This is a genomic window from Actinomadura sp. RB99 (assembly GCF_014706005.1).
Lineage (GTDB): Bacteria > Actinomycetota > Actinomycetes > Streptosporangiales > Streptosporangiaceae > Spirillospora.
In genome coordinates this window covers 13,867-36,387 of sequence record NZ_JABMCA010000076.1, presented here as the reverse complement: position 1 = coordinate 36,387, position 22,521 = coordinate 13,867, and the positions used below count along the sequence as shown (strand labels likewise).

Below are 22,521 nucleotides of genomic sequence, written 5' to 3'. Positions count from 1 at the left end.
GGCATATATCTGTTAGGAATATTTCGAACCGGAATACTGGAGGTGCCCCCCGATGCAGTTCTCGATGATCTTCGAGGCCCAGCTGGCGAACCCGACCCCCGAGCGCGAGCGGCGGCTCCTGCTCGACAGCGTCGAGCAGGCCGTCTACGGCGAGGAGATGGGCTTCGACCGCGTGTGGGCCGTGGAGCACCACGGGCTCGAGCGCTACGCCCACATGACCGCGTCCGAGATCTTCCTCAGCTGGGTCGCCGCGCGGACGTCCCGCATCCGCATCGGGCACGGCGTGATCTGCATGCCGTTCAACTACAACCACCCCGTCCGGGTGGCCGAGCGGGTCGGGATGCTGGACGCGCTGTCGGGCGGCCGGCTCGACGTCGGCGGCGGGCGCGGCTCCACCCGCATGGAGATGGGCATGTACGGCGTCGAGCCGTCCGCGACCTACCCGCAGATGGAGGAGTCGCTGCGGTTCCTCGCCAACGCCTGGCGCAAGGACGAGGTCGACTGGCACACCGACCTGCTCGACGTCGGCCCGGCGAAGATCCTGCCGCGGCCCGTGCAGACCCCGCACCCGCCGCTCTACATGGCCTGCTCGAAGCGCGACACGGTCCGGCTCGCCGCCGCGCTCGGCGTCGGCGCGCTGGTGATGGGCTTCGCCGGTCCCGAGGAGGTCAAGGAGATGTACGACCTCTACTGGGACACCGTCCGGACGCGCACCCCGGAGCGGCTCGTCAGCACCGAGACCACCGACAAGTTCGTGGCGCTGTGCCCGACGACCGTCCTGGACGACGGCGACCGCGCCCTCCGGATCGGCGCGCGCGGCCAGCGGTTCTTCGCCGAGGCCATCGCGCACTGGTACGGCAACGGCCCCGCCCCCGCCGAGGACACCGAGGACGACGACAACATCGCCGCGCTCGCCCGCGACAAGGAGGCGCTGGTCGCCAAGCTCAACGAGGCCAACATCCCGGCCCGTCCGCAGGACACCGGCACCTTCAACGCCGAGCACGCCTACGGCACCGCCGACTACGCGATCGAGTACGTCCAGCGGCTCGCCGACATCGGCGTGGACGAGATCATGTGCCTGATCCAGATGGGCACCGTCCCGCAGGACGTGTGCATGGAGACGATCCGCCAGTGGGGCGAGACCGTCATCCCGCACTTCCGGGCCGCCGAGCGGACGGCCGGGTCCCGCGGATGAGGCTCGACGGGAAGGTCGCGATCGTCACCGGCGCCGCGCGCGGGCAGGGCGAGGCCGAGGCGCGGGCGTTCGCCGAGGCCGGCGCCCGGGTCGTGCTCACCGACGTGCGGGAGGACGAGGGCGCGGCGGTGGCGGCGTCCATTGGGGACGCCGCCCGCTTCGTCCGGCACGACGTGACGTCCGCCGGCGACTGGGATCGCGTCGCGGGCGTCGCGGAGGAGGCGTTCGGCGGCGTGGACGTGCTGGTCAACAACGCCGCGGTCTGGCGCACCGCCCCGGTCGCCGAGGAGACCCGCGAGAACTTCGAGGAGATCCTGCGGATCAACCTCGTCGGGCCGTTCCTCGGCATCCGGGCGGTGGTGCCCGCCATGCGCGCGCGGGGCGGCGGGTCGATCGTGAACATCTCGTCCACGGCCGGGCTGCGCGGCATCCGCGGCCACTCCGCCTACGGCGCGAGCAAGTCCGGGCTGCGCGGACTGACCCGTTCCGCCGCGCTCGACCTCGCCGCCGACGGGATCCGCGTCAACTCCGTCCATCCCGGCGTCATCGACACCCCGATGATCGCGAGCATCGGCGTGGAGCGCGGCCCGGGCAAGGCGCCGCGGGTGCCGCTCGGCCGCGCCGGGGTCCCCGAGGACGTCGCGGGCCTCGTCCTCTTCCTGGCCTCGGACGCGTCCGCCTACATCACCGGCGCCGAGCTACCGGTCGACGGCGGCTTGACCACGGGCTGACCCCGCCCGCTCCGTCAGCGGGCGAGGAGGCGGTGGCGCAGGCGGGACTCGGTGCGGGCGTCGAGGCCGAGTCCGGCGCGCAGGTAGCGGTCGAGCGTGCCGTACGAGCGCCGCACCTGGTCGAGCGCCGCGTCCAGGTAGTCGGCGCGGACCTCCTGGATCGGGATGAGCAGGTCCGGGTCCTGCATGTACCCGGCAGCCTTCAGTTGCGCCCGCGTGGCGGCGTCGGCGTCCTGCCGGTACCGGTTCGACAGGAGGTAGTCGTTCCGGGCGGTATTCTCCGGGACGCCGAGCGCGCGCAGCAGCAGGTAGCTCATCCAGCCGGTGCGGTCCTTGCCGCTGGTGCAGTGGAAGGCCAGCGGCGTCCGCGACGGGTCGGCGAGGTCGCGCAGCGTCCGGCCGAACGCGGCCCGGGAACCGGCGTCGCTGACGAAGGTCCGGTAGAGCACGCGCATGGTCTCGGCGCCGCGCCCGCCGCCGAGGACGGCCTCCTGCCTGACCGGGTCCTTCGACCCGATGGCCGCGTTCACGGCCGCGTACATGCCGCCGTCGGAGATCGGGCGCGCCGTCACGGCCAGGCCGGGCGGCAGCCGGTCCGCGCCGTCGCCCGCGACCTCGGCCGGCGTGCGGAAGTCCACGACCTCGCGGACGCCGAGCGCGGCCAGCGCGGCGAGGTCGGCGTCCGTCGTGCGGTTCAGCGCATCCGTCCGGAACACCAGGCCCGGCCGGACGCGCGCGTGCGAGACCGTCCGGTATCCGCCGAGGTCGCGGAAGTTGACGGTGCCCTGCAGCGCGTCCTGCGGCGATGTGACCGCGCCGGCCGCCGCGGCCGGGACGGGTGCCGCCGCGACCGCGACGGGGGAGACGAGCAGGCCGCCGGCGATGAGCGCGACGGCGCCCGCGCCACGAATCGAAGGCATGGGGGTCCTCCTGGAAGGGTGGTGAGAGGTGGCTCACACCGTAGGAACCCCTGCCGGGCGCGCCCGCGCGCCTTCCCGATCAGCGGGAGACCACCGCCGGTCAGCGGCCGCGGCGGTGGGGCCCGGCGGTGAAGAGGGCGCGCCACACCTCGCGGGCGGTCGTCAGCAGCGGGGGGACGACGCGGCGCGCGTCCATCCGGGACGGCGGCCCGCAGACGGAGATCGCGGCGACCGCGCGCCCTGTCGCGTCGCGGAGCGGCGCGGCGACGCACGACACGCCCTGGTGCCCCTCCTCGCGGTCGAACGCGACGCCGTGGTCGCGGATGTAGGCCAGCTCGCGGCGGAGCGCGCCGGGGTCGGTGATCGTGAACCTGGTGCGGGCGGGCAGCCCGGCGGCGAGCGTCTCGGCCAGCTCGTCCTCGCCGGCGAACGCCAGCAGGGCCTTTCCGGCGCCGGTGCAGTAGGCGGGCTGCCGGCCGCCGAGCCGGGAGGGCACCCGCCCCTCCGGCACGTCGCCGATCTTCTCCAGGTAGACGATCTCGGGGCCGTCCAGCACGGCGAGGTGCACGAGCGCGCCGGTCGCCTCGTGCAGGCGGCGCAGGTGGGGGAGGGACGTCTCGCGCAGCCGGTTCTGGTGCACGGCGAGCGCGCCGAGTTCGAGCAGGCCGAGGCCGAGCCGGTAGCGCGACCCGGTCCGTTCCAGGGCGCGCAGCCGGACGAGCTGGTCGAGGATGCGGTGCACCGAGGAGCGGGGCAGCCCGGTGCGCCGGACCACCTCGCTCATCGACAGCTCGGGGCTCGTGCTGGTGAAGCAGTACAGGATGCGGGCCGCGCGGGCCAGCATCGAGGACTCCAGGGGCGGCGCGGACGCCGCGGCGGGTGCCGGCATGGGCTGTTCCTCCCGGCTTGTCTCCCGCTCAGCGGGAAGTTGGTATTTCTAATTGGAACACCATGCCTAGCGTGCACGCAACTCCCGGGTGAGCCGGATCACCCTGACCGGCCGCCGGGGGGACGGATGTCCGAGCAAGGAGCAGGCATGAGCGAAGCGAACCGGGGGGTGCGGGGGGTCGTCCCCCCGCAGGGGACCCGCATGAGCGAGCAGGTTCTGGAGGCGGTGCGCGACCTCGTGCCCGCGATCGCGGCACGAGCCGGCGAGGCCGAGGAGGCGCGCCGGGTCCCGGAGTCCACGATCAAGGAGCTGGCCGGGACGGGGTTCTTCCGGCTGCTGCAGCCGAAGGCGTTCGGCGGCCACGAGGCGGACCCGGTGACGTTCTACACCGCGGTCCGCGAGATCTCCGCGGCCTGCGGGTCCACCGGCTGGGTCGCCTCGGTCGTCGGGGTGCACCCCTGGCAGCTCGGGCTGTTCCCCGTCCGGGCTCAGGAGGACGTGTGGGGCGCCGACCCGAACACGCGGATCTCCTCGTCCTACGCGCCGACCGGGAAGATCACGCCGGTGGACGGCGGGTTCCGGGTCAGCGGCCGGTGGAGCTTCTCCTCCGGGTGCGACCACGCCGACTGGGTGTTCCTCGGCGGGCTCGTCCCCGGACCCGACGGCAACCCCGTCGACATGCGGACGTTCCTGCTGCCGCGCGCCGACTACCGGATCGACGACGTCTGGCGCACCATCGGGCTGCGCGGCACCGGCAGCAACGACATCGTCGTCGAGGACGCGTTCGTCCCCGAGCACCGGACGCTGAGCTTCACCGACACCTCCGCGTGCGACTGCCCCGGCCACGAGGTCAACAAGGCGCCGCTCTACCGGCTGCCGTTCGCGGCGGTGTTCTCCACGACGATCAGCATGCCGATCGCGGGCATCGCGCAGGGCGCCCTGGACGCCTACCTGAAGGCGACGCGCGAGCGCATCCGCGTCTCCTACGGCGGTCAGAAGGTGGCCGAGGACCCGCACGCGCAGGTCCGCATCGCCACCGCCGCGGGGGAGATCGACGCCGCGTGGACGCTGATGGAGCGCAACATCCGGGAGCTGACGGCGGCGGCCGAGGCGGGCCGGGAGTTCTCGCTGAAGCTGCGGCTGCGCACCCGCCGCGACCAGGTGATGGCGACCGCCCGCGCGATCCGGGCCGTCGACCTGCTGTTCGAGAACGCGGGCGGCCACGCGCTCAAGGAGGGCCACCCGGTGCAGCGCGGCTGGCGCGACGCGCACGCCGGGCGCGTCCACGCCGTCAACGACCCGGAGCGGGCGCTGACCCTGTACGGGCAGGGCGCGCTGGGCTTCGAGGTGACGGACACGATGGTATGAGCGGTCCGGATTCGGGAGCCGGGTTCCGGGACGTGCTCGGCCGCTTCGCGTCCGGCGTCACCGTCGTCACGTCGGTGGACGGCGACGGGATCCCGGCCGGCCTCGCCTGCCAGTCGTTCGCGTCGCTGTCGCTCGACCCGCCATTGGTCATGTTCTGCGTGGCCCGCACGTCCACGAGCTGGCCGCGGATCGCCGCGACCGGCCGCTTCGCCGTCAACGTCCTCGCCGAGGACCAGCGGGAGGTGTGCCGGGCGTTCGCGGTGAGCGGCTCCGACAAGTTCGCCGGCGTCGGCTGGACGGCCTCGCCGCACGGCACCGCGCACCTTGACGGGGCGCTCGCGGCGATCGACTGTGCGATCGAGGACGTCCACGAGGCCGGCGACCACCTCATCGTGGTGGGCGCCGTCCGCGAGCTGCACGACCGGCGCGACCGCGGCCCCCTGCTGTACTTCCGCGGCGACTACGCCGCCGGCGCCTTCCACTAGCCGGAGAAGGAACATGGAACGAGAACACGAGTACGACGTCGTGGTGGTCGGCTCCGGCGCGGGCGGCCTCACCGCCGCGGTCACCGCCCGGGCGCGCGGCCTGACCGCGCTCGTCGTGGAGAAGACCGACCGGTACGGCGGGTCCACGGCCCTGTCCGGCGGCGCGGTCTGGATCCCGAACAACCTCTACCTGGAGGAGGCCGGGCAGCGCGACACGCTGGAGAACGCCCGCGCGTACATGGACGCGACGGTCGGCGACCGCGTCCCCGGCGAGCGCAAGCACGCCTACCTGACGCGCGGCCCGGAGATGCTGCGGTTCCTGCGCGACCGGACGCGCTGGGTGCGGTTCGCGTACACGCCGGGCTACTCCGACTACTACCCGGAGGCGCCGGGAGGGAAGCCGGAGGGACGGTCCGTCGAGCCGTGCATCGTCGACGGCCGCAAGCTCGGCCCCGAATTCGCGAAGATGCGCCGCGCCGGGCTCCCCACCTACGGGCTGACGATGACCTCCGCCGACTTCGGCAAGATCAACATGGTCACCCGGACGTGGCAGGGCAAGCGGGCGTCGGCGCGCGTCGGCCTCCGCGCGGTCGGCGCCCTGCTGACCGGACGCCGCCTGCTGTCGCTCGGCGAGGCGCTGGTCGCGCGGCTGCGGCTCGCCCTCGCCGAGGCGGGCGGCGAGCTGTGGCTGTCCAGCCCGTTCCGGGACCTGGTGGTCGAGGACGGCCGGGTCGCGGGCGTCACGGTCCGCCGCGGCGGCCGGGACGTGACGGTCCGCGCGCGGCGCGGCGTCGTCCTCGCGGCGGGCGGGTTCTCCCACGACCAGGCGCTGCGCGAGCGGTACCTCCCGTCCCCGACGAGCACGGAGTGGACGCACGCCGCCGAAGGCCAGACCGGCGACACGCTCCGCGCCGGGCTGCGGCTCGGCGCCGCCGTCGACCTGATGGACAAGGTGTGGGGCGCGCCGTCCGTCCCGACCCCGGACGGCAGGCTGTTCTTCCTGGTCGCCGACCGCGCCATCCCGTCCATGGTGATCGTGGACGGGAACGGCGAGCGGTACGCCCGCGAGTCGCTGCCGTACCACGAGTTCGTCGACCGGATGTACGCGCACGGCGCGCCCGCGATGGACTCCTGGATGATCGTCGACGCGCGCGCCAAGGCCCGCTACGTGTTCGTCGGGCTGTTCCCCGGCCAGCCGTTCCCGAAGAAGTGGCGGGAGAGCGGCTTCCTCAGGACCGGGAGCACGCCCGCCGAACTCGCCGCCGCGATCGGCGTCCCCGCCGGGCGGCTCGAAGCGACCTTCGAGCGGTTCAACGCGTTCGCGCGCGCCGGCAAGGACGCCGACTTCGGGCGCGGCGACAGCGCCTACGACAACTACTACGGCGACCCGACGCTGCCGAACCCGAACCTCGCGCCGCTGGAGAAGGGCCCGTTCTACGCGGTCCCGGTCGTCCCCGGCGACATCGGCACCAAGGGCGGGTTCGTCACCGACGCCGACGCCCGCGTGCTGTGCGCGGACGGGTCCGCCATCGAGGGCCTGTACGCCACCGGGAACTGCTCGTCGGCGGTGACCGGCGAGACCTATCCCGGCCCCGGCGCCACCATCGGCCCCGCCATGACCTTCGGCTACGCCGCCGCCACCCACATCGCCCAGCAAGCAGCCACCGTCGAGGCCGCCGGCGACGAGCCGGCCGCGCAAGGAGGCACGTCATGAACCACCGCGTCATCGAGGCCGCCCCGCCCCCGGAGCGGTTCGCCCGGGGCTGGCACTGCCTCGGCCTGGCCGACGCGTTCCGCGACGGCCGGCCGCATGCCGTCGAGGCGTTCGGTACCAAGCTCGTCGTCTTCCAGGGCGAGAACGGCAAACTGAACGTCCTCAACGGCTACTGCCCCCACATGGGCGGCGACCTGACCCAGGGCACCGTCAAGGGCGACGTGATCGCCTGCCCGTTCCACGACTGGCGCTGGGGCGGCGACGGCAAGTGCGCCGGCATCCCCTACGCCAAGCGCGCGCCGCGCGGCGCCCGCACCCGCGCGTGGCCGGTGCTGGAGGAGAACAAGCAGCTGTTCGTCTGGAACGACCCGCAGGGCAACCCGCCGCCGCCCGAGGTGACGATCCCGCGGATCGAGGGCGCGTTCAGCGACGAGTGGAGCAACTGGACCTGGAACACGCTCCGGGTGGACGGCTCGCACTGCCGCGAGATCGTCGACAACGTCGTGGACATGGCGCACTTCTTCTACATCCACTACGCGCTGCCGACGTACTTCAAGAACGTCTTCGAGGGCCACGTCGCCACCCAGTTCTTCGACGGGACGTCCCGCGACGACGCCTACCTCGGGTTCGTGCCGGGCCCGCCGCAGAAGATCGAGCAGAAGTCCGAGGCCGCCTACTACGGCCCGTCCTACATGATCGACTACCTGTGGAACAAGGCGGAGGACATGACGGTCGAGACCGTCCTGATCAACTGCCACTACCCGATCAGCCCGACGTCCTTCATGCTCCAGTGGGGCGTGATCGTGAAGAAGTTCCCCGGCATGTCCGCCGAGGAGGCCGACGCGACCGCCGCGCAGGTCGCCGAGGGCGTCGGGCTCGGCTTCATGCAGGACGTCGAGATCTGGAAGAACAAGACCGCGATCGACAACCCGCTGCTGTGCGACCAGGACGGCCCCGTCTACCAGCTGCGCCGCTGGTACAAGCAGTTCTACGTGGACGTCGAGGACGTCACGCCCGAGATGACCGACCGGTTCGAGTTCGAGATCGACACCTCCCGCGCCGTCGAGACGTGGCGCGAGGAGGTCGCCGAGAACGTGGCGAACGGCGTGCTGTTCTCGACGGTCCCCGAGTCGATGCGGAGCTAGCGGTGCAGCCGGTCGAGTGCCGGGCGTGCGGGGCCCGCGTCCTGGTCGAGAAGAAGAGCCCGCCGCACACCAGCGTGCAGTGGACCGCCGCGGCGGGCGCCGCCTGCGGGGAGATCGCCCCGCGGGTGGCGGCCGGGGAGCCGGGCGCCCGCATCCGGCACTGCGGGGCGCTGCGCGCGTCCATCGAGTGGGCGGTCGCCGAGGGCCTGGTGCGGATCGAGAACCCGGAGTGAGGGCGGGGCGCGTCCGGCTCGCCGGGCGCGCCCCGCCCCGGCCCGCGCCCTTTCCGGGGACCGCCCGCGGGGTTACGTTGTGAGGTACCTCACTCACGGACCGGAGGTCAGGCGCGTGAAGACCAGGGCAGCAGTACTCGCGGGACCCGGCAAGCCGTTCGAGATCACCGAGCTCGACCTGGACGGGCCGAAGGACGGCGAGGTCCTCATCCGCTACGTCGCGGCCGGCCTGTGCCACTCCGACCTGCACCTCACCGACGGGGACCTGGTGCCGCGGTTCCCGATCGTCGGCGGGCACGAGGGCGCCGGCGTCATCGAGGAGGTCGGCACCGGCGTCACCAAGGTCGCGCCAGGCGACCACGTCGTGTGCAGCTTCATCCCCAACTGCGGGACGTGCCGGTACTGCTCGACGGGGCGGCAGAGCATCTGCGACATGGGCGCCACCATCCTGAACGGCGACCTGCCCGACGGCACGTTCCGCTTCCACGGCGGCGGCGAGGACTACGGCGCCATGTGCATGATCGGCACGTTCAGCCAGTACGCGACGGTCTCGCAGCACTCGGTGGTGAAGGTCGACGAGTGGCTGCCGCTGGAGACGGCGGTGCTGGTCGGCTGCGGCGTCCCGACCGGCTGGGGGAGCGCGGTGTACGCGGGCGGCGTCCGGCCCGGCGACACCGTCGTGGTGTTCGGCATCGGCGGCATCGGCATCAACGCCGTCCAGGGCGCCCGGCACGCGGGCGCGGCCAACATCGTGGCGGTCGACCCCGTCGCGTTCAAGCGGGACAAGGCCGTCGAGCTCGGCGCCACCCACGCGTTCGGCGACGCTGACGAGGCGCTCGCCAAGGTGATGGAGCTGACCTGGGGGCAGGGCGCCGACCAGGCGCTGGTGACCGTCGGCGTGGTGGACGAGGAGGTCGTCGGCGCCGCGTTCAACGTCATCGGCAAGGGCGGCACGCTCGTGGTGACCGGGCTCGCCCATCCGGAGAAGCTGACGATCCACGTGTCCGGCGCGGTGCTCACGCTCTTCGAGAAGACGATCAAGGGCACGCTGTTCGGGTCGGCGAACCCGCAGTACGACATCCCGCGCCTGCTGCGCTTGTACGACCAGGGCAAGCTCGACCTGGACGCGCTGGTGACGAAGCGGTACACGCTCGACCAGGTCAACGAGGGCTACCAGGACCTGCGTGACGGCAAGAACATCCGAGGCGTCATCGTGCACGAGCACTGACGCGCCGGCCCCGTCCGCCCACCGCCCCGCGGCTCCGGCCGCGGGGCGGTCGCTTGCGCGCGGTGACGCGCGCCGCGGCCTCCCAGGTCGGTCGCGCCGCCGGAGCCAGCGGATTCGTTATTGGCGATGCGCCAACAGCTATTGGCGTGTCGCCAAAGTGCGCCTAGAGTTCCGGGCAACGGACCGGTCCGGCGTCCCGGACGCCCGCCGCCGAAGCCCCGACGCCGGCCGCACGCGCGCCCAACGGTGCGGCCGGCGCCGGTTCCCCCGGCGCCTGCCGGGTAGGGCCCCGGCATGATCGATGCTGTGCTCTTCGACGTCGACGGGACGCTGGTCGACACCAACTACCTGCACGCCACGACGTGGTGGCAGGCGTTCCTGCAGCACGGCCACACCGTCCCGATGGCGAGCGTCCACCGGGCGATCGGGATGGGCTCGGACAAGCTGCTCGACCACCTGCTGCCGAGCGACCGGGACCGCGACGCCGACGACGCGATCCGGACGGCGCACAGCGCCCTCTACGCGCAGTACTGGACGCGGCTCAAGCCGTTCGACGGCGCCGCCGACCTGCTGCGCGCCTGCCACCGCCGCGGCCGCCGCGTCGTGCTGGCGAGCTCCGCGGCCACCCCCGAGCTGAAGGCGCTGCGCGCGGCCCTGGACGCCGACGACGCGATCGACGAGGCCACCTCGTCATCGGAGGTCGGAGCCAGCAAACCGTCCCCCGACCTGGTCGAACTGGCACTGGAGCGCGCCGGGGTCCCCGCCGGGCGCGCCGTGTTCGTCGGCGACACCCGCTGGGACGTCGAGGCCGCCGCGCGCGCCGGGATGCCGTGCGCGTGCGTCCTCAGCGGCGGATGGAGCCGGGAGGAGCTGCAAGAGGCGGGCGCGGCGGCCGTCTACGACGACCCCCGCGCCCTCCTCGACGATCTGGACGGGAGCCCGCTCGCCTGAGCGGGCTCCCGGGCCTGAGGGACCGGGACCGGTCAGGACGCGCGGTCGCGCTCGGCGGCGAGCTGCAGTGCCACGTCGATGATCATGTCCTCCTGGCCGCCGACGTAGCCGGCCTCGCCGACCTTCTGCAGGATCTCGTGCGCCGGCACGCCGTAGCGCTCCGCCGCCCGCTCGGCGTGCAGCAGGAAGCTGGAGTACACGCCCGCGTAGCCCTGCGTGATCGCGCCGCGGTCCGCGAACGGCAGCCGGTGCAGGAACGGCTTCACCACGTCGTCGGCGGCGGCCATCGCGCCCTGCACGTCCACGCCCGTCGGGATGCCGAGCCGCTCGAACGTCGCGACCAGCACCTCGGTGGGGGAGTTGCCCGCGCCGGCGCCGAGCGCGCACAGCGCCCCGTCGATCTGCCGGGCGCCGTTCTGCTGCGCCAGCACCGAGTTGGCGACGCCGAGGGAGAGGTTCTGGTGGCCGTGGAAGCCGACCTGCGCCTCGTGCCCGATCTCCTTGACCAGCGCGCTGATCCGCTCCTGCGCCTCGCCGAGCACCAGCGCGCCCGCCGAGTCGACGACGTACACGCACTGCGCGCCGCCGTCCACCATGATCCGCGCCTGCTTCGCCAGCTCCTCCGGGCCGACCCGGTGCGACAGCATCAGGAACCCGACGGTCTCCATGCCGAGCTCGCGGGCCGCGGCGAAGTGCTGCAGCGACACGTCCGCCTCGGTGCAGTGCGTCGCGACCCGGGCCACCGACGCGCCCGCGTCGTGCGCCATCTTCAGGTCCTTCACCGTGCCGAGGCCCGGCAGCAGCAGCACCGCGATCTTCGCCTGCGTCGCCTCGTCCACGGCCGCGGCGACGAGCTTGACGTCGTCCTCCAGCGAGAAGCCGTAGTTGAACGACGAGCCGCCGAGGCCGTCGCCGTGCGTCACCTCGATGACCTCGACGCCCGCGCTGTCCAGGGCGTGCACCACGCCGCGGACCTGCTCCTCGGTGAAGCGGTGCGCCATCGCGTGGCTGCCGTCCCGCAGCGTCGAGTCGGTGATGCGGATCTTCTCCGCCGTCTGCTCCGTCATGAGGTGACCTTCCTGCGCGCGAGCTGCTCGCCCACCCGGGCGGCGGCCGCGGTCATGATGTCGAGGTTGCCGGCCCACGGCGGGAGGTAGTCGCCGTTGCCGCGGACCTCCAGGAACACCGCGACGCGGGCCATCCCGTTCCAGATGTCGCGGGGCTCGTCGAACTGCGGCTCCGCGCGCAGCGTGTAGCCCGGCACGTACGTGGCGACCTCGGCGACCATCTTCTCGATCGACGCGGAGATCGCCTTGGTGTCGGCGTCCGACGGGATCGCGCAGAACACCGTGTCCCGCATGATCATCGGCGGGTCGACCGGGTTCAGGATGATGATCGCCTTGCCCCGGACCGCGCCGCCGACCTGCTCGATCGCGCGCGCCGTGGTCTCGGTGAACTCGTCGATGTTCGCGCGGGTGCCGGGGCCGGCGGACCGCGAGGAGATCGACGCGACGATCTCCGCGTACGGCACCGGGACGACCGACGACACCGCGTGCACGATCGGGATCGTCGCCTGCCCGCCGCAGGTGATCATGTTGAGGTTCGGCGCGTCCGACACCGTGTCCAGGTTGACCGGCGGGCACACCAGCGGGCCCGCCGCGGCGGGCGTCAGGTCGATCGCGGTGATCCCGGCCTCTTCGTAGCGCGGGGCGTTGGCGAGGTGCGCCTTCGCCGACGTCGCCTCGAACACCAGGTCGGGCAGCGTCGGCTGGTCCAGCAGCCAGTCCACGCCCTCCGCCGACGCCGGCACGCCCATCTTGCGGGCGCGGGCCAGGCCGTCGGACTCGGGCACCACCCCGACCATCGAGTGGACGTCGATCAGCTCGCTGCGCGTCAGCTTGACCAGCAGGTCGGTGCCGATGTTGCCGGGCCCGACGATGGCGGCCGTCAGCTTGCTCATGTGAGCTCCTCCTTTCCGAACCGGGCGGTGACCGAACCGATCCCGGCGAACGTCGCCGTCAGCGTCTCTCCGGGCGCGACCGGGACGGCCGCGGTGATCGAGCCGGGCAGCACCACGTGCCCGGGCTCCAGCGCGACGCCGCGCTCGCCGAGCACGTTGGCCAGCCACACCAGCGCGTTGATCGGCGAGCCCAGCACCGCGCCGCCGGCGCCGGTGTCGATCAGCACGCCGTCGCGGTGCAGCAGGCAGCCCATCAGCGCGAGGTCGAGGTCGCCGAGGCGGACGGGCCGGGTGCCGAGCACCAGGCCGCCGCTGGAGGCGTTGTCGGCGATGGTGTCCGGCAGCGTGATCTTCCAGTCCGCGATCCGGGAGTCGATGACCTCCAGCGCGGGCAGCACGTACTCCACCGCGGCGACGGCGTCGGCGGCCGTCGCGCCCGGCCCGGACAGCGGCCGGCCCAGCACGAACGCGATCTCCGGCTCCACCCGCGGCTGCAGGAAGCGGCCCGCGTCGATCGGGGCGCTCTCCGGCAGGAACATCGAGTCGAGCAGGATGCCGAAGTCCGGCTGGTCCACGCCCATCTGGCGCTGCATCGCGGCCGACGTCAGGCCCACCTTGTGGCCCTTGATCCGGGCGCCCGCGGCGGTCCACGCGTCCGCCTGGGCGCGCTGGATCGCGTAGGCGTCGTCCACCGACATGTCGGGGTGCGACGCGGTGAGGGGCGGGATCGGGACGCCGGTGGCGTACGCGTCGAGCAGCGCGCCGGCGGCCTTCTCGACCCATTCCGGCGCAGCCGGGCCGGCGGGCGTGGGGTGTCGTCCCCCCTCGGGAGGAGCAGAGCCCGGGTCCATGGCCGTTCCTTTCGTCGTCTCTGCGACGAGCCTTCCGCGCCGGCGGCCCTCCGGGCAACGCGGTCGTCCCACGTGGTGGGACACGTCTTCTACAGTGGGGCCATGCCGTCCGATGACACGTTCCTGCGCCGCGCCGTCGCGGTGCTGACCGCCTTCCGGGCGGACGACGACGGCCTCGGCGCGGCGGAGCTGGCCCGCCGCAGCGGCCTGCCGCGCTCGACGGCGCACCGCATCGCGCTCGACCTGGTGGAGGCGGGCCTGCTGGAGCGGCAGGGGACGCGGGTGCGGCTCGGCCTCCGGCTGTTCGAGATCGGCCAGCGGGTGCCCCGGCAGCGCGTCCTGCGGGACGCCGCCGTCCCCTACATGTCCGACCTGCGGGAGGCGACGCGGCAGACCGTGCACCTCGCCGTCCTGGAGGGCGCCGAGGTGGTGTACGTGGAGATCCTCGGCGCCTCCGACGCCCCGAGGATGCCCTCGCAGGTCGGCGGCCGGCTGCCCGCGCACGCCACCGGCGTCGGCAAGGCGATCCTCGCGTTCTCACCGCCCGAGGTCGTCCAGGCGGTGCTGGACGCCGGGCTGGTCAAGGTCGGCGAGCGCACCGTCGTCGCGCCCGGGCTGTTCACCCGCGAGCTGGCCAGGATCCGCGAGGAGGGCGTCGCCTACGACCGGGAGGAGTCCGGCAACGGCATCCTCTGCGCGGCCAGCCCCGTCCTCGGCGCGGACGGCGAGGCGATCGGCGCGCTGTCGGTCTCCGGGTGGTCCAACCGCATGCGGCTGGCCGCCGTCGCCCCGGCGGTCCACACCGCGGCCCTCACCCTGTCGCGCACCCTCGCCCGCCGCTGAACGTCACTCCGGGAGGTGGCGGGCCAGGAGCTGGGCCAGGTGCTCGCCCTCGCGTGAGGCGAGGTCGGCCAGCTGGGTGCGGCAGCTGAAGCCGTCGGCGAGCACGACGTCGTCCTCGGCGGCGTCGCGGACGGCCGGGAGCAGCTGGTGCTCGGCGATCGCGACGGAGACCTCGTGGTGGCCCTTCTCGACGCCGAAGTTGCCGGCGAGGCCGCAGCAGCCGCCGAGCCGGGCGACCTCGGCGCCCGCGCCCCTGAGCAGGGCGGCGTCCTTCGTCCAGCCCATGACGGCGTGGTGGTGGCAGTGCGGCTGCGCGACGCCGGTGACGCCGGACAGGTCGGGCGGCGTCCAGTCCGGGGTCTCGGCGAGCAGCTCGGCGAGGGTGCGGGTGGCGGCGGCGACCTCGCGGGCGGCGGCCGCGTCCACGCCCCGCAGGAGCTCCTCGGCGTCCGAGCGGAGCACGCCGGTGCAGGACGGCTCCATGCCGACGACCTTCGCGCCGCGCCGCACCGGCGGGAGGAGGGCCCGGACGGTGCGGCGGAGCTGCGCGCGCGCCCCGTGGAGCTGCCCGGTGGAGATCCACGTGATGCCGCAGCAGACCGGGCGCGCGGTGACGGACACCTGGTAGCCGGCGTGTTCGAGGACCTTGACGGTGGCCTCGGCGACGTCCGGGGAGAAGGCGTCGGTGAAGGTGTCGACGAACAGGACCACCTCGCCGTTGCGGCCCGCCGGGCTGCGGTGGGAGGCGAACCGGCGGCGGAACGGGACGGGCGCGAAGGCGGGCAGCGAGCGGCGGCGGTCGATGCCGGCGGCCCAGGCGATCAGCGGCCGCAGCGCGCGCGACCGCATCGCCGCGTTCAGTGCAGGCACGGCGGCGGGCGCCTTCGCGGCCAGGCGCGTCCAGCGCGGCAGCCGCCCGAGGGCGTAGTGGGCGCGCGGCCGGAGCCTGCGCCGGTAGCGCTGGTGGAGGGCCTCGGCCTTGTAGGACGCCATGTCGATGCCGGTGGGGCAGTCGGACGCGCAGCCCTTGCACGACAGGCAGAGGTCCAGGACGTCGTGGACGGCCTGGGTCCTCCAGCCGTCGGGGCCGAGGTGGCCGGAGACGACGTCCTGCAAGACGCGGGCCCGCGCGCGCGTGGTGTCCTTCTCCTCGCTGGTGGCGAGGTACGACGGGCACATCACGCCGCCGTTCCCGGTGTTGTCGGCGCGGCACTTGCCGACGCCGGTGCAGCGGTGCACGGCCCGCGCCAGGTCGCCCGCGTTGCCGCGGTAGGCGAGGCCGAGCGTCGGCAGCTCCGCGCGGGTGACCGGGGCGATGCCGGCCGTCCGCACGTCGGCGTCCACGGGGGCGGGACGGACGATGATCCCCGGGTTGAGCAGGTCGTCGGGGTCGAAGAGGTCCTTGACCTGAGCCATCAGGTCGAGGGCCTCAGGGGAGTACATGTGCGGCAGCAGTTCGCCGCGCGCGCGCCCGTCGCCGTGCTCGCCGGACATCGTGCCGCCGTGCCGCGCGGCGAGCGCCGCCGCCTCGTTGAGGAAGTCGCGGAACACGCGGGTGCCGCCGGGGCGGTCGAACGGGAAGTCGATCCGGACGTGCACGCAGCCGTCCCCGAAGTGCCCGTACGGGACGCCGAACAGGCCGTGCCCGTCGAGCAGCGCCTCGAACTCGCGCAGGTAGGAGCCGAGCCGCTCGGGCGGGACGGCCGCGTCCTCCCAGCCGGCGTGCGCCTGCCGGCCGTCCGGTGTGCGCGCCACCAGGCCCGAGCCGTCCTCGCGGATCCGCCAGAGCGCGTCGGCGAGCGCCGTGTCCTCGACCAGCGCCGAGCCTGCGCTCCCGGACTCGGCGACGATCCTGCGGGCGGTGTCGCGCAGCGGGCCGATCTCCGGGCCGGCCAGCTCCACCAGCAGCCAGCCCGAGCCTTCGGGCAGCGGCGGCACCGCGTCCGGGCCGCGCCGTCCGCGCACCACGTCGGTGATCCGGGAGTCCAGGCCCTCGCAGGCCACCGGGCCGTGCGGCAGGATCGCCGGGACGGCGTCGGCGGCCTCGGCCATCGACCCGTAGCCGAGCACGACCAGCAGCCGGCAGGCGGGCTCGCGGACCATCCGCAGCCGCGCCGCGAGCGTCACCGCGAGGGTCCCCTCGCTGCCGACCAGCGCCCGCGCGACGTCGAAGCCCCGCTCGGGCAGCAGGTGCTCCAGCGAGTAGCCCGACACCTGCCGGCCGAACCGCCCGAACTCGGTGCGGATCAGCGCTAGCCGCCCGTTCACGAGGTCGCGCAGCCGGTCCAGCAGCGGGCTCTGGGCGGTGCCCCCGGCGGGGGCGCCGGGGACGTCGCCGAGCCGCAGCCGCTCCCCGGTCCCGGCGACCACGTCCAGGCCGAGCACGTTGTCGGACGTGCGGCCGTAGCCGAGCGCCCGCGATCCGCAGGCGTTGTTGCCGATCATGCCGCCGAGGGTCGCCCGCGTCCGGGTGGACGGGTCGGGCCCGAACCGCAGCCCGTGCCCGCCCGCGATCCGGTGCAGCCGCGCCTGCACGATCCCGGGCTCGACCAGCGCCGTCCCGGCGTCCGGGTCGATCTCCAGCACCCGGTTCAGGTGCCGGCTCGCGTCCACGACCACGCCGGGTCCGACCGCGTTGCCCGCGATGGAGGTCCCCGCGCCCCGCATCGTCAGCGGCACCGCGAACTCCCGGCACACCGCCAGCACCGCGGGCAGCTCGCCGGTGTCCCGGGGCGTCACCACGACCGCGGGCGAGACGCGGTACAGCGAGGCGTCCGAGGCGTACATGGACCGTGCCAGCGCCGAATCGTCCACCCCGCTGACCCCGGCGCGCCGCAGCGCCGCCACGAGATCGCCCTGATCGCCCACATCCGCCCCTTACGCTTTGGACCCGGGCCGCCGCGCCGAGGCGGCACCCCTGGCGACGACGGTAGTACCGCGCGGAGCGGGACGGGCAGACCGCCCCGGCCCGCGCGAGCGGGATCGGACCAGGGCGGGACGCGGCAGGCCTGTTTTCCGACTCGCTCAGTAGGGAATCTGCTGCCATGCTGGGGGACATGCCTCGCAGCATCGATGAGATCCTCGCCGCCGCCCGCGCCCGGCTCGACCGGCTCGACCCCGGCACGGCGCACGCCGAGTCCCGCGACGGAGCCCTGCTGGTGGACATCCGCCCCGCCGCGCAGCGCGCCGCCGAGGGCGAGATCCCCGGCGCACTGATCGTCGAGCGCAACGTCCTGGAGTGGCGGTTCGACCCGCGGTCGGACGCCCGCCTGCCGCAGGCCACCGGGCACGACGTGCGCGTCATCGTGTTCTGCTCCGAGGGCTACACCTCCAGCCTGGCCGCCGCGGCCCTGCACGACCTCGGCCTGACCCGCGCCACCGACGTCGTCGGCGGCTTCAAGGCATGGCGCGACGCCGGCCTGCCCGCCACCACGGGGAGTGACAGCGCCGGTTGAGGTCTTAACATCGGTGATGTTAACTTCGCTTCGACCCGCCGCGCTCGCGGCGTCCGGACGGAGGAGCGGGGCATGAGCAACCGGCAGCGGCGGGGGCCCGCGCAACGCCAGGACGCGATCGCCGAGGCGGTCCTCGCCCAGGGCTCGGCGACGGCGGCCGAGCTGGTCGAGCGGTTCGGGGTCAGCCTGATGACCATCCACCGCGACCTCGACGAGCTGGAGCGGCAGGGCATCGTCCGCAAGTACCGGGGCGGGGTCACCGCGCAGCGCTCGGGCGTCTTCGAGAGCAGCGTCGCCTACCGGGGCAAGTCCATGCGCGAGGAGAAGGAGGCGATCGCCGCCGCGGCGGCGGAGCTGGTCGAGCCCGGCATGGCGATCATGCTGGACGACTCCACCACCGCCCTCGCGCTCGCCCGCCGGATCAAGGACGCCGGCCCGCTGACGATCGTCACCAACTTCCTTGACGGCCTGAACCTGCTGGCGCCCGTGCAGGGCGTCCGGCTCATCGCGCTCGGCGGCGACTACGACCCGCTGCACAACTCCTTCATGGGCGTCTCGTGCGTCGAGGCGATCGAGTCGCTGCAGGTCGACATGTGCTTCGTGTCGACGTCGGCGGTGTCCGCGGGCAACGCCTGCCACCAGGAGCAGCGGGTCGTGGTGGTGAAGCGCGCGATGCTGCGCAGCGCCGTCCGCAACGTCCTGCTGGTGGACCACACCAAGCTGGGGCGCACCGCGCTGCACCGGGTGGCGCCGCTGGGCGAGTTCGAGCGCGTGATCACCGACGACGGCGCGTCCGCCGCGGCGCTCCGCGAACTGGACCTGCACAAGGTCGCCTACGACGTCGCCCCGCGCGCCTGAGCGCGCTCGTTCCACGCGCCTGCGCACGTCCGTTCCCTCGCCTGCGCACGTCCGTTCCGCGCGTCCGAGCGCTCGTTCCGCGCGTCCGCCCGCCCGTCATGTGATGGGCGATGTTAGAACCAACACCATGACGACCCGTGCCGCCTAGAGGGCCTGCACGGTCGATATCGAGTTGTGACGTGGGCGTTCTGACGTCGCTTCGCCACCAGATCACGCCACCGATTGTTAGTTAACGTCCTGGTATTGACACTTCTAACGTTCCTGATGTTACGTTCTCCCCGCGACGGCCGCCGGACCCGGCTCGGACGGCCGCCGCGCTGGATCGGCCGCCCTTCCCCCCACGGGCGCAGCACCGAGGAGACCCCAGTGACGAAGCTTTCCCTCCGGACGGCCGCCGCGGCCGGCGCGGCCCTGGCCGTGCTCGCCCCCGCCGCGGCGTGCTCGTCGAAGAGCGCCGGCTCGACCGGCGGCGACGCCAAGAACGCCAAGATCGCGTTCCTCATGCCGGACATCGCCTCGACCCGCTACGAGCTGTACGACGCGCCGCTGTTCAAGGCCAAGATGAAGCAGCTGTGCGGCGGCTGCTCGGTGCTGTACCAGAACGCGGGCGCGGACGCCTCGAAGCAGCAGCAGCAGGCGAGTTCGGTGCTGGCGCAGGGCGTGAAGGCCATCGTGATCGACCCCGTCGACTCGGCGGCGGCCGCGTCCATCGTCCGGATGGCGCAGTCCCGCAAGGTCGCCGTGATCGCCTACGACCGGCCCATCCCCGCCGCCAAGGCCGACTTCTACGTCTCCTTCGACAACGAGAAGATCGGCGCGATGATCGGCCAGTCGCTGGTCGACCACCTGAAGCAGGCCAAGGCCAAGGGCGGGATCCTCGAGGTCAACGGCTCGCCCACCGACGCCGCGGCGAACCTGATCAAGAAGGGCATCCACAGCGCGGTCGACCCGTCCGGCTTCAAGCTCCTCGCCGAGTACGACACCCCCGGCTGGGAGCCCGCCAAGGCGCAGGACTGGGTGAGCGGCCAGATCAGCAAGTTCGGCGGGCAGATCGCCGGCGTCGTCGCCGCCAACGACGGCACGGGCGGCGCGAGCGTCGCCGCGTTCAAGGCGGCCGGGAAGCCGGTCCCGCCGGTCACCGGCAACGACGCCGAGCTCGCCGCCGCGCAGCGGATCGTGAACGGCGACCAGTACAACACCATCTCCAAGCCGATCAAGATCGTCGCGGAGGCGGCGGCGCAGGCGGCGTACGAGCTGGTCAAGGGCGAGAAGCCGAAGCCGAACGCGACCCTGTTCAACACCCCGTCGGAGCTGTTCACGCCGACCGTGGTGACGAAGGACAACATCGCCACCGTGCTGCTCGGACCGGGCGGTGCGCTCAAGGCGTCGCAGGTCTGCACCGCCGACTACGCCGCGGGCTGCACCCAGCTCGGCATCAAGTAGCGGCCCGAGCACCGGTATCGAGCACCGGCTCGGCACAGGCAACGATCCACGAAGGTCGGTCATGTCACCCACGCCCACCCCCACGGCCCCCGCCCCGGCCGCCGCGAAGGACGGCGCGCTGCTGTCGCTGCGCGGCATCAGCAAGTCCTTCGGCGCGGTCGCCGCGCTCACCGGCGTCGACCTGGACGTCGCGGCGGGCGAGGTCGTCGCGCTCGTCGGCGACAACGGCGCCGGCAAGTCCACGCTGGTGAAGGTCCTGTCCGGGGTGCACCCGCCGGACGCGGGGACCATCACCTTCGAGTCCCGCGAGGTGTCGGTCCCGAGCCCCGCGGCGGCGCAGCAGCTCGGTATCGCGACCGTCTTCCAGGACCTCGCGCTCTGCGAGAACCTCAACGTCATCGAGAACCTGTTCCTCGGCCGGGAGCTGCGCGCGCTGCGGCTGGACGAGGTCGCGATGGAGGTCCGGTCCCGGGAGCTGCTGCGCCAGCTGTCGGCGAAGATCCCGTCGGTGGAGGCGCCGGTCGCGGCGCTGTCGGGCGGGCAGCGGCAGACGGTCGCGATCGCCCGCTCCCTGCTCGGCGACCCGAAGGTCATCATCCTGGACGAGCCGACCGCCGCGCTCGGCGTCGCGCAGACCGCCGAGGTGCTGAACCTGATCGAGCGGCTCCGCGAGCGGGGCCTCGGCGTCATCATGATCAGCCACAACATGGCGGACGTGAAGGCGGTCGCGGACCGGGTCGCGGTGCTGCGGCTCGGCCGCAACAACGGCGTGTTCGACGCGGAGGCGACGTCCGCGGAGGAGCTGGTCGCGGCGATCACCGGCGCGACCGACAACGTGGTCAGCCGCCGCTCCAAGCGCGCCCGCCCGTCCGCGGAGGACGCCGCCGCGGAGTCCGGCACCGCATCGGACACGGGCACCGGCGGCGCGGCCGCCGGCGAGGACGGCGAGGGCGAGCCCGTCGCGCGCATCGCGACGACGAAGGGGGACGGCGATGAGTGATCTCACCACGGCGCCGCCGGTGGAGCAGGCGCCGCCCGGCGAGCCGCAGGACCGCGGCCTGCGCGCGACCCTCACCGGGATGGCGGACCGGGTCCGCGGCGGCGACCTCGGCGTGTGGCCGGTGGTCGCGGGGCTGGTGGTCATCTGGACCGTCATGCAGATCCTGAACCCGGTGTTCCTGTCCAGCGCGAACCTGGTGAACCTGGCGATGGAGTGCGTCCCGGTCGGGGTGATCGCGCTCGGCGTGGTGTTCATGCTGCTGGTCGGGCAGATCGACCTGTCGGTGGGCTCCATCAGCGGGCTCAGCGCGGCCACCACCGCGGTGCTGTTCGTCGACCACGGGATGCCCGCCGTGGTGGCGCTCGTCGCCGCGGCCGCAGCGGGCTGCCTGATCGGCTGGTTCTACGCGCAGGTGTTCAACCGGCTCGGCGTGCCGAGCTTCGTCATCACCCTCGCCGGACTGCTCGGCTTCCTCGGCCTGCAGCTGTGGATCCTCGGCCCGAAGGGCTCGATCAACCTGCCGTTCGACTCGTGGCTGGTGACGTTCGCGCAGCTCGACTTCGTCCCGGCGTGGCTGGCGTACGCGCTGGTCGCGGTGGGCGCCGGCGCGCTGTACTGGACGGGCCACGCGCGGGCGGCGGCGCGCCGCAGGGCCGGCCTGCCCGCCACCACCGAGCAGACGCTCGTGCTGCGCAGCGCCGTCCTGTTGGCGGGCCTCGCGGTCGCCGTCTGGTACCTGAGCCGGGACCGCGGCGTCGGCTGGATGTTCGTGCTGTTCCTCGGCCTCGTGCTGGCGACGCACTACGTCCTGTCCCGGACGAAGTACGGCAAGTCGGTGTACGCGGTCGGGGGCAACGTCGAGGCGGCCCGGCGCGCCGGCATCAACGTCAAGGCGGTATACAGTTCGGCGTTCGTGGTGTGCACGACCCTCGCCGCCGTCGGCGGGATCCTCGCGGCGGCCCGGCTGGCGGCGTCGAACCAGAGCAGCGGCGGCGGCGACGTGAACCTCAACGCGATCGCGGCGGCCGTCATCGGCGGGACGAGCCTGTTCGGCGGGCGCGGCAACGCGTTCGCGGCGCTGCTCGGCATCGTCGTCATCCAGTCGATCTCCAGCGGGCTGACGCTGCTGAACCTCGACTCGTCCTACCGTTTCATGGTCACCGGCGCGGTGCTGCTGCTGGCCGTGGCGCTGGATTCGGTCGCCCGCCGGTCGCGGCGGACGCACGGCCGCGCCTGACACCCTGTTTCCGCA

Annotated in this window: 21 protein-coding genes; 15 read left to right on the top strand and 6 right to left on the bottom strand. The window is 73.4% G+C overall.

All coding sequences use genetic code 11. The features are described from left to right. Positions 1-52: 52 nt before the first annotated feature. Together amrb99_RS40920 and amrb99_RS40915 are read left to right on the top strand one after the other, a co-directional pair. Entirely contained in the window at positions 53-1,195 is a 1,143-nt protein-coding gene (locus tag amrb99_RS40920) for an LLM class flavin-dependent oxidoreductase (RefSeq protein ID WP_190866722.1), read from the top strand. After that, complete coding sequence (locus tag amrb99_RS40915; protein WP_190866720.1) at positions 1,192-1,926, top strand: glucose 1-dehydrogenase; 735 nt, start codon at positions 1,192-1,194, stop codon at positions 1,924-1,926. The genes amrb99_RS40920 and amrb99_RS40915 overlap by 4 nt, the downstream gene beginning before the upstream one ends. 14 nt (positions 1,927-1,940) lie before the next feature. Here the strand turns inward: amrb99_RS40915 and amrb99_RS40910 are convergent, their stop codons facing one another. Together amrb99_RS40910 and amrb99_RS40905 are read right to left on the bottom strand one after the other, a co-directional pair. Continuing rightward, the gene (locus tag amrb99_RS40910) at positions 1,941-2,846 is read right to left on the bottom strand and encodes a tyrosine-protein phosphatase (RefSeq protein ID WP_190866718.1); all 906 of its coding nucleotides are present in this window, start codon (positions 2,844-2,846) and stop codon (positions 1,941-1,943) included. 100 nt (positions 2,847-2,946) lie between these two features. Continuing rightward, complete coding sequence (locus amrb99_RS40905; RefSeq protein ID WP_190866716.1) at positions 2,947-3,735, bottom strand: IclR family transcriptional regulator; 789 nt, start codon at positions 3,733-3,735, stop codon at positions 2,947-2,949. Positions 3,736-3,882: 147 nt separating this feature from the next. Here amrb99_RS40905 and hsaA point away from each other — a divergent pair, with 147 nt between their 5' ends. The 7 genes from hsaA to amrb99_RS40870 all read left to right on the top strand — a co-directional run bounded on the left by hsaA (position 3,883) and on the right by amrb99_RS40870 (position 10,859). Continuing rightward, positions 3,883-5,103, top strand: coding sequence for a 3-hydroxy-9,10-secoandrosta-1,3,5(10)-triene-9,17-dione monooxygenase oxygenase subunit (gene hsaA, locus amrb99_RS40900; RefSeq protein ID WP_241756413.1), 1,221 nt, complete (start codon positions 3,883-3,885; stop codon positions 5,101-5,103). Next, complete coding sequence (locus amrb99_RS40895; RefSeq protein WP_190866714.1) at positions 5,100-5,588, top strand: flavin reductase family protein; 489 nt, start codon at positions 5,100-5,102, stop codon at positions 5,586-5,588. The genes hsaA and amrb99_RS40895 overlap by 4 nt, the downstream gene beginning before the upstream one ends. Before the next feature lie 13 nt (positions 5,589-5,601). Then, complete coding sequence (locus tag amrb99_RS40890; RefSeq protein ID WP_190866712.1) at positions 5,602-7,302, top strand: FAD-dependent oxidoreductase; 1,701 nt, start codon at positions 5,602-5,604, stop codon at positions 7,300-7,302. Beyond that, on the top strand, positions 7,299-8,447 hold the full coding sequence (locus amrb99_RS40885; RefSeq protein WP_190866710.1) for a Rieske 2Fe-2S domain-containing protein: 1,149 nt from the start codon (positions 7,299-7,301) through the stop codon (positions 8,445-8,447). The genes amrb99_RS40890 and amrb99_RS40885 overlap by 4 nt, the downstream gene beginning before the upstream one ends. Positions 8,448-8,449: 2 nt before the next feature. After that, complete coding sequence (locus tag amrb99_RS40880) at positions 8,450-8,680, top strand: hypothetical protein (RefSeq protein ID WP_190866708.1); 231 nt, start codon at positions 8,450-8,452, stop codon at positions 8,678-8,680. A gap of 115 nt (positions 8,681-8,795) precedes the next feature. Next, positions 8,796-9,908 (top strand): NDMA-dependent alcohol dehydrogenase, encoded by a 1,113-nt coding sequence (locus amrb99_RS40875; RefSeq protein WP_190866706.1) that lies wholly within the window; start codon positions 8,796-8,798, stop codon positions 9,906-9,908. Between the two features lie 294 nt (positions 9,909-10,202). Then, entirely contained in the window at positions 10,203-10,859 is a 657-nt protein-coding gene (locus tag amrb99_RS40870) for an HAD family hydrolase (RefSeq protein WP_190866704.1), read from the top strand. Between the two features lie 32 nt (positions 10,860-10,891). On the opposite strand, the gene dmpG is transcribed toward amrb99_RS40870, so the two are convergent. From dmpG to amrb99_RS40855, 3 genes are read right to left on the bottom strand one after another with little or no spacing between them, the layout of a single operon-like run. Beyond that, positions 10,892-11,926 carry a 4-hydroxy-2-oxovalerate aldolase gene (gene dmpG, locus amrb99_RS40865; RefSeq protein ID WP_190866702.1) on the bottom strand — a complete coding sequence of 345 codons (1,035 nt, stop codon included), beginning with the start codon at positions 11,924-11,926 and terminating at the stop codon, positions 10,892-10,894. Then, positions 11,923-12,819, bottom strand: a complete 897-nt coding sequence (locus amrb99_RS40860; RefSeq protein WP_190866700.1) for an acetaldehyde dehydrogenase (acetylating) — start codon at positions 12,817-12,819, stop codon at positions 11,923-11,925. The genes dmpG and amrb99_RS40860 overlap by 4 nt, the downstream gene beginning before the upstream one ends. After that, on the bottom strand, positions 12,816-13,670 hold the full coding sequence (locus tag amrb99_RS40855) for a 2-keto-4-pentenoate hydratase (RefSeq protein WP_190866698.1): 855 nt from the start codon (positions 13,668-13,670) through the stop codon (positions 12,816-12,818). Before amrb99_RS40855 ends, amrb99_RS40860 begins: the two co-directional genes overlap by 4 nt. A 102-nt stretch (positions 13,671-13,772) precedes the next feature. On the opposite strand from amrb99_RS40855, the gene amrb99_RS40850 reads away from it, so the two are divergent. After that, complete coding sequence (locus tag amrb99_RS40850) at positions 13,773-14,513, top strand: IclR family transcriptional regulator (protein ID WP_190866696.1); 741 nt, start codon at positions 13,773-13,775, stop codon at positions 14,511-14,513. Positions 14,514-14,516: 3 nt separating this feature from the next. On the opposite strand, the gene amrb99_RS40845 is transcribed toward amrb99_RS40850, so the two are convergent. Continuing rightward, complete coding sequence (locus tag amrb99_RS40845) at positions 14,517-17,381, bottom strand: FAD-binding and (Fe-S)-binding domain-containing protein (protein ID WP_347257066.1); 2,865 nt, start codon at positions 17,379-17,381, stop codon at positions 14,517-14,519. 188 nt (positions 17,382-17,569) lie between these two features. Here amrb99_RS40845 and amrb99_RS40840 point away from each other — a divergent pair, with 188 nt between their 5' ends. The 5 genes from amrb99_RS40840 (at position 17,570) to amrb99_RS40820 (ending at position 22,506) form a co-directional block, all read left to right on the top strand. Beyond that, positions 17,570-17,968: a rhodanese-like domain-containing protein gene (locus amrb99_RS40840; RefSeq protein WP_206700297.1), complete on the top strand. Its 399-nt coding sequence runs from the start codon at positions 17,570-17,572 to the stop codon at positions 17,966-17,968. A 72-nt stretch (positions 17,969-18,040) separates the two neighbouring features. Beyond that, entirely contained in the window at positions 18,041-18,826 is a 786-nt protein-coding gene (locus tag amrb99_RS40835; protein ID WP_190866691.1) for a DeoR/GlpR family DNA-binding transcription regulator, read from the top strand. Positions 18,827-19,192: 366 nt separating this feature from the next. Next, positions 19,193-20,269, top strand: coding sequence for a substrate-binding domain-containing protein (locus tag amrb99_RS40830; protein ID WP_206700296.1), 1,077 nt, complete (start codon positions 19,193-19,195; stop codon positions 20,267-20,269). Positions 20,270-20,330: 61 nt separating this feature from the next. After that, entirely contained in the window at positions 20,331-21,269 is a 939-nt protein-coding gene (locus tag amrb99_RS40825; protein WP_190866687.1) for an ATP-binding cassette domain-containing protein, read from the top strand. Further along, entirely contained in the window at positions 21,262-22,506 is a 1,245-nt protein-coding gene (locus amrb99_RS40820) for a sugar ABC transporter permease (RefSeq protein ID WP_206700295.1), read from the top strand. Before amrb99_RS40825 ends, amrb99_RS40820 begins: the two co-directional genes overlap by 8 nt. The last annotated feature ends 15 nt before the right edge of the window (positions 22,507-22,521 follow it).

What these genes read in the sequence shown, in the direction of transcription:
- amrb99_RS40850 (WP_190866696.1), top strand. Translation starts at nt 13,773, where the DNA reads ATGCCGTCCGATGACACGTTCCTGCGCCGCGCCGTCGCGGTGCTGACC.
- amrb99_RS40820 (WP_206700295.1), top strand. Translation starts at nt 21,262, where the DNA reads ATGAGTGATCTCACCACGGCGCCGCCGGTGGAGCAGGCGCCGCCCGGC.
- amrb99_RS40855 (WP_190866698.1), bottom strand. Translation starts at nt 13,670, where the DNA reads ATGGACCCGGGCTCTGCTCCTCCCGAGGGGGGACGACACCCCACGCCC.
- amrb99_RS40895 (WP_190866714.1), top strand. Translation starts at nt 5,100, where the DNA reads ATGAGCGGTCCGGATTCGGGAGCCGGGTTCCGGGACGTGCTCGGCCGC.
- amrb99_RS40885 (WP_190866710.1), top strand. Translation starts at nt 7,299, where the DNA reads ATGAACCACCGCGTCATCGAGGCCGCCCCGCCCCCGGAGCGGTTCGCC.
- amrb99_RS40840 (WP_206700297.1), top strand. Translation starts at nt 17,570, where the DNA reads ATGCCTCGCAGCATCGATGAGATCCTCGCCGCCGCCCGCGCCCGGCTC.
- amrb99_RS40860 (WP_190866700.1), bottom strand. Translation starts at nt 12,819, where the DNA reads ATGAGCAAGCTGACGGCCGCCATCGTCGGGCCCGGCAACATCGGCACC.
- amrb99_RS40825 (WP_190866687.1), top strand. Translation starts at nt 20,331, where the DNA reads ATGTCACCCACGCCCACCCCCACGGCCCCCGCCCCGGCCGCCGCGAAG.
- hsaA (WP_241756413.1), top strand. Translation starts at nt 3,883, where the DNA reads ATGAGCGAAGCGAACCGGGGGGTGCGGGGGGTCGTCCCCCCGCAGGGG.
- amrb99_RS40890 (WP_190866712.1), top strand. Translation starts at nt 5,602, where the DNA reads ATGGAACGAGAACACGAGTACGACGTCGTGGTGGTCGGCTCCGGCGCG.
- amrb99_RS40910 (WP_190866718.1), bottom strand. Translation starts at nt 2,846, where the DNA reads ATGCCTTCGATTCGTGGCGCGGGCGCCGTCGCGCTCATCGCCGGCGGC.
- amrb99_RS40870 (WP_190866704.1), top strand. Translation starts at nt 10,203, where the DNA reads ATGATCGATGCTGTGCTCTTCGACGTCGACGGGACGCTGGTCGACACC.
- dmpG (WP_190866702.1), bottom strand. Translation starts at nt 11,926, where the DNA reads ATGACGGAGCAGACGGCGGAGAAGATCCGCATCACCGACTCGACGCTG.
- amrb99_RS40920 (WP_190866722.1), top strand. Translation starts at nt 53, where the DNA reads ATGCAGTTCTCGATGATCTTCGAGGCCCAGCTGGCGAACCCGACCCCC.
- amrb99_RS40905 (WP_190866716.1), bottom strand. Translation starts at nt 3,735, where the DNA reads ATGCCGGCACCCGCCGCGGCGTCCGCGCCGCCCCTGGAGTCCTCGATG.
- amrb99_RS40835 (WP_190866691.1), top strand. Translation starts at nt 18,041, where the DNA reads ATGAGCAACCGGCAGCGGCGGGGGCCCGCGCAACGCCAGGACGCGATC.
- amrb99_RS40915 (WP_190866720.1), top strand. Translation starts at nt 1,192, where the DNA reads ATGAGGCTCGACGGGAAGGTCGCGATCGTCACCGGCGCCGCGCGCGGG.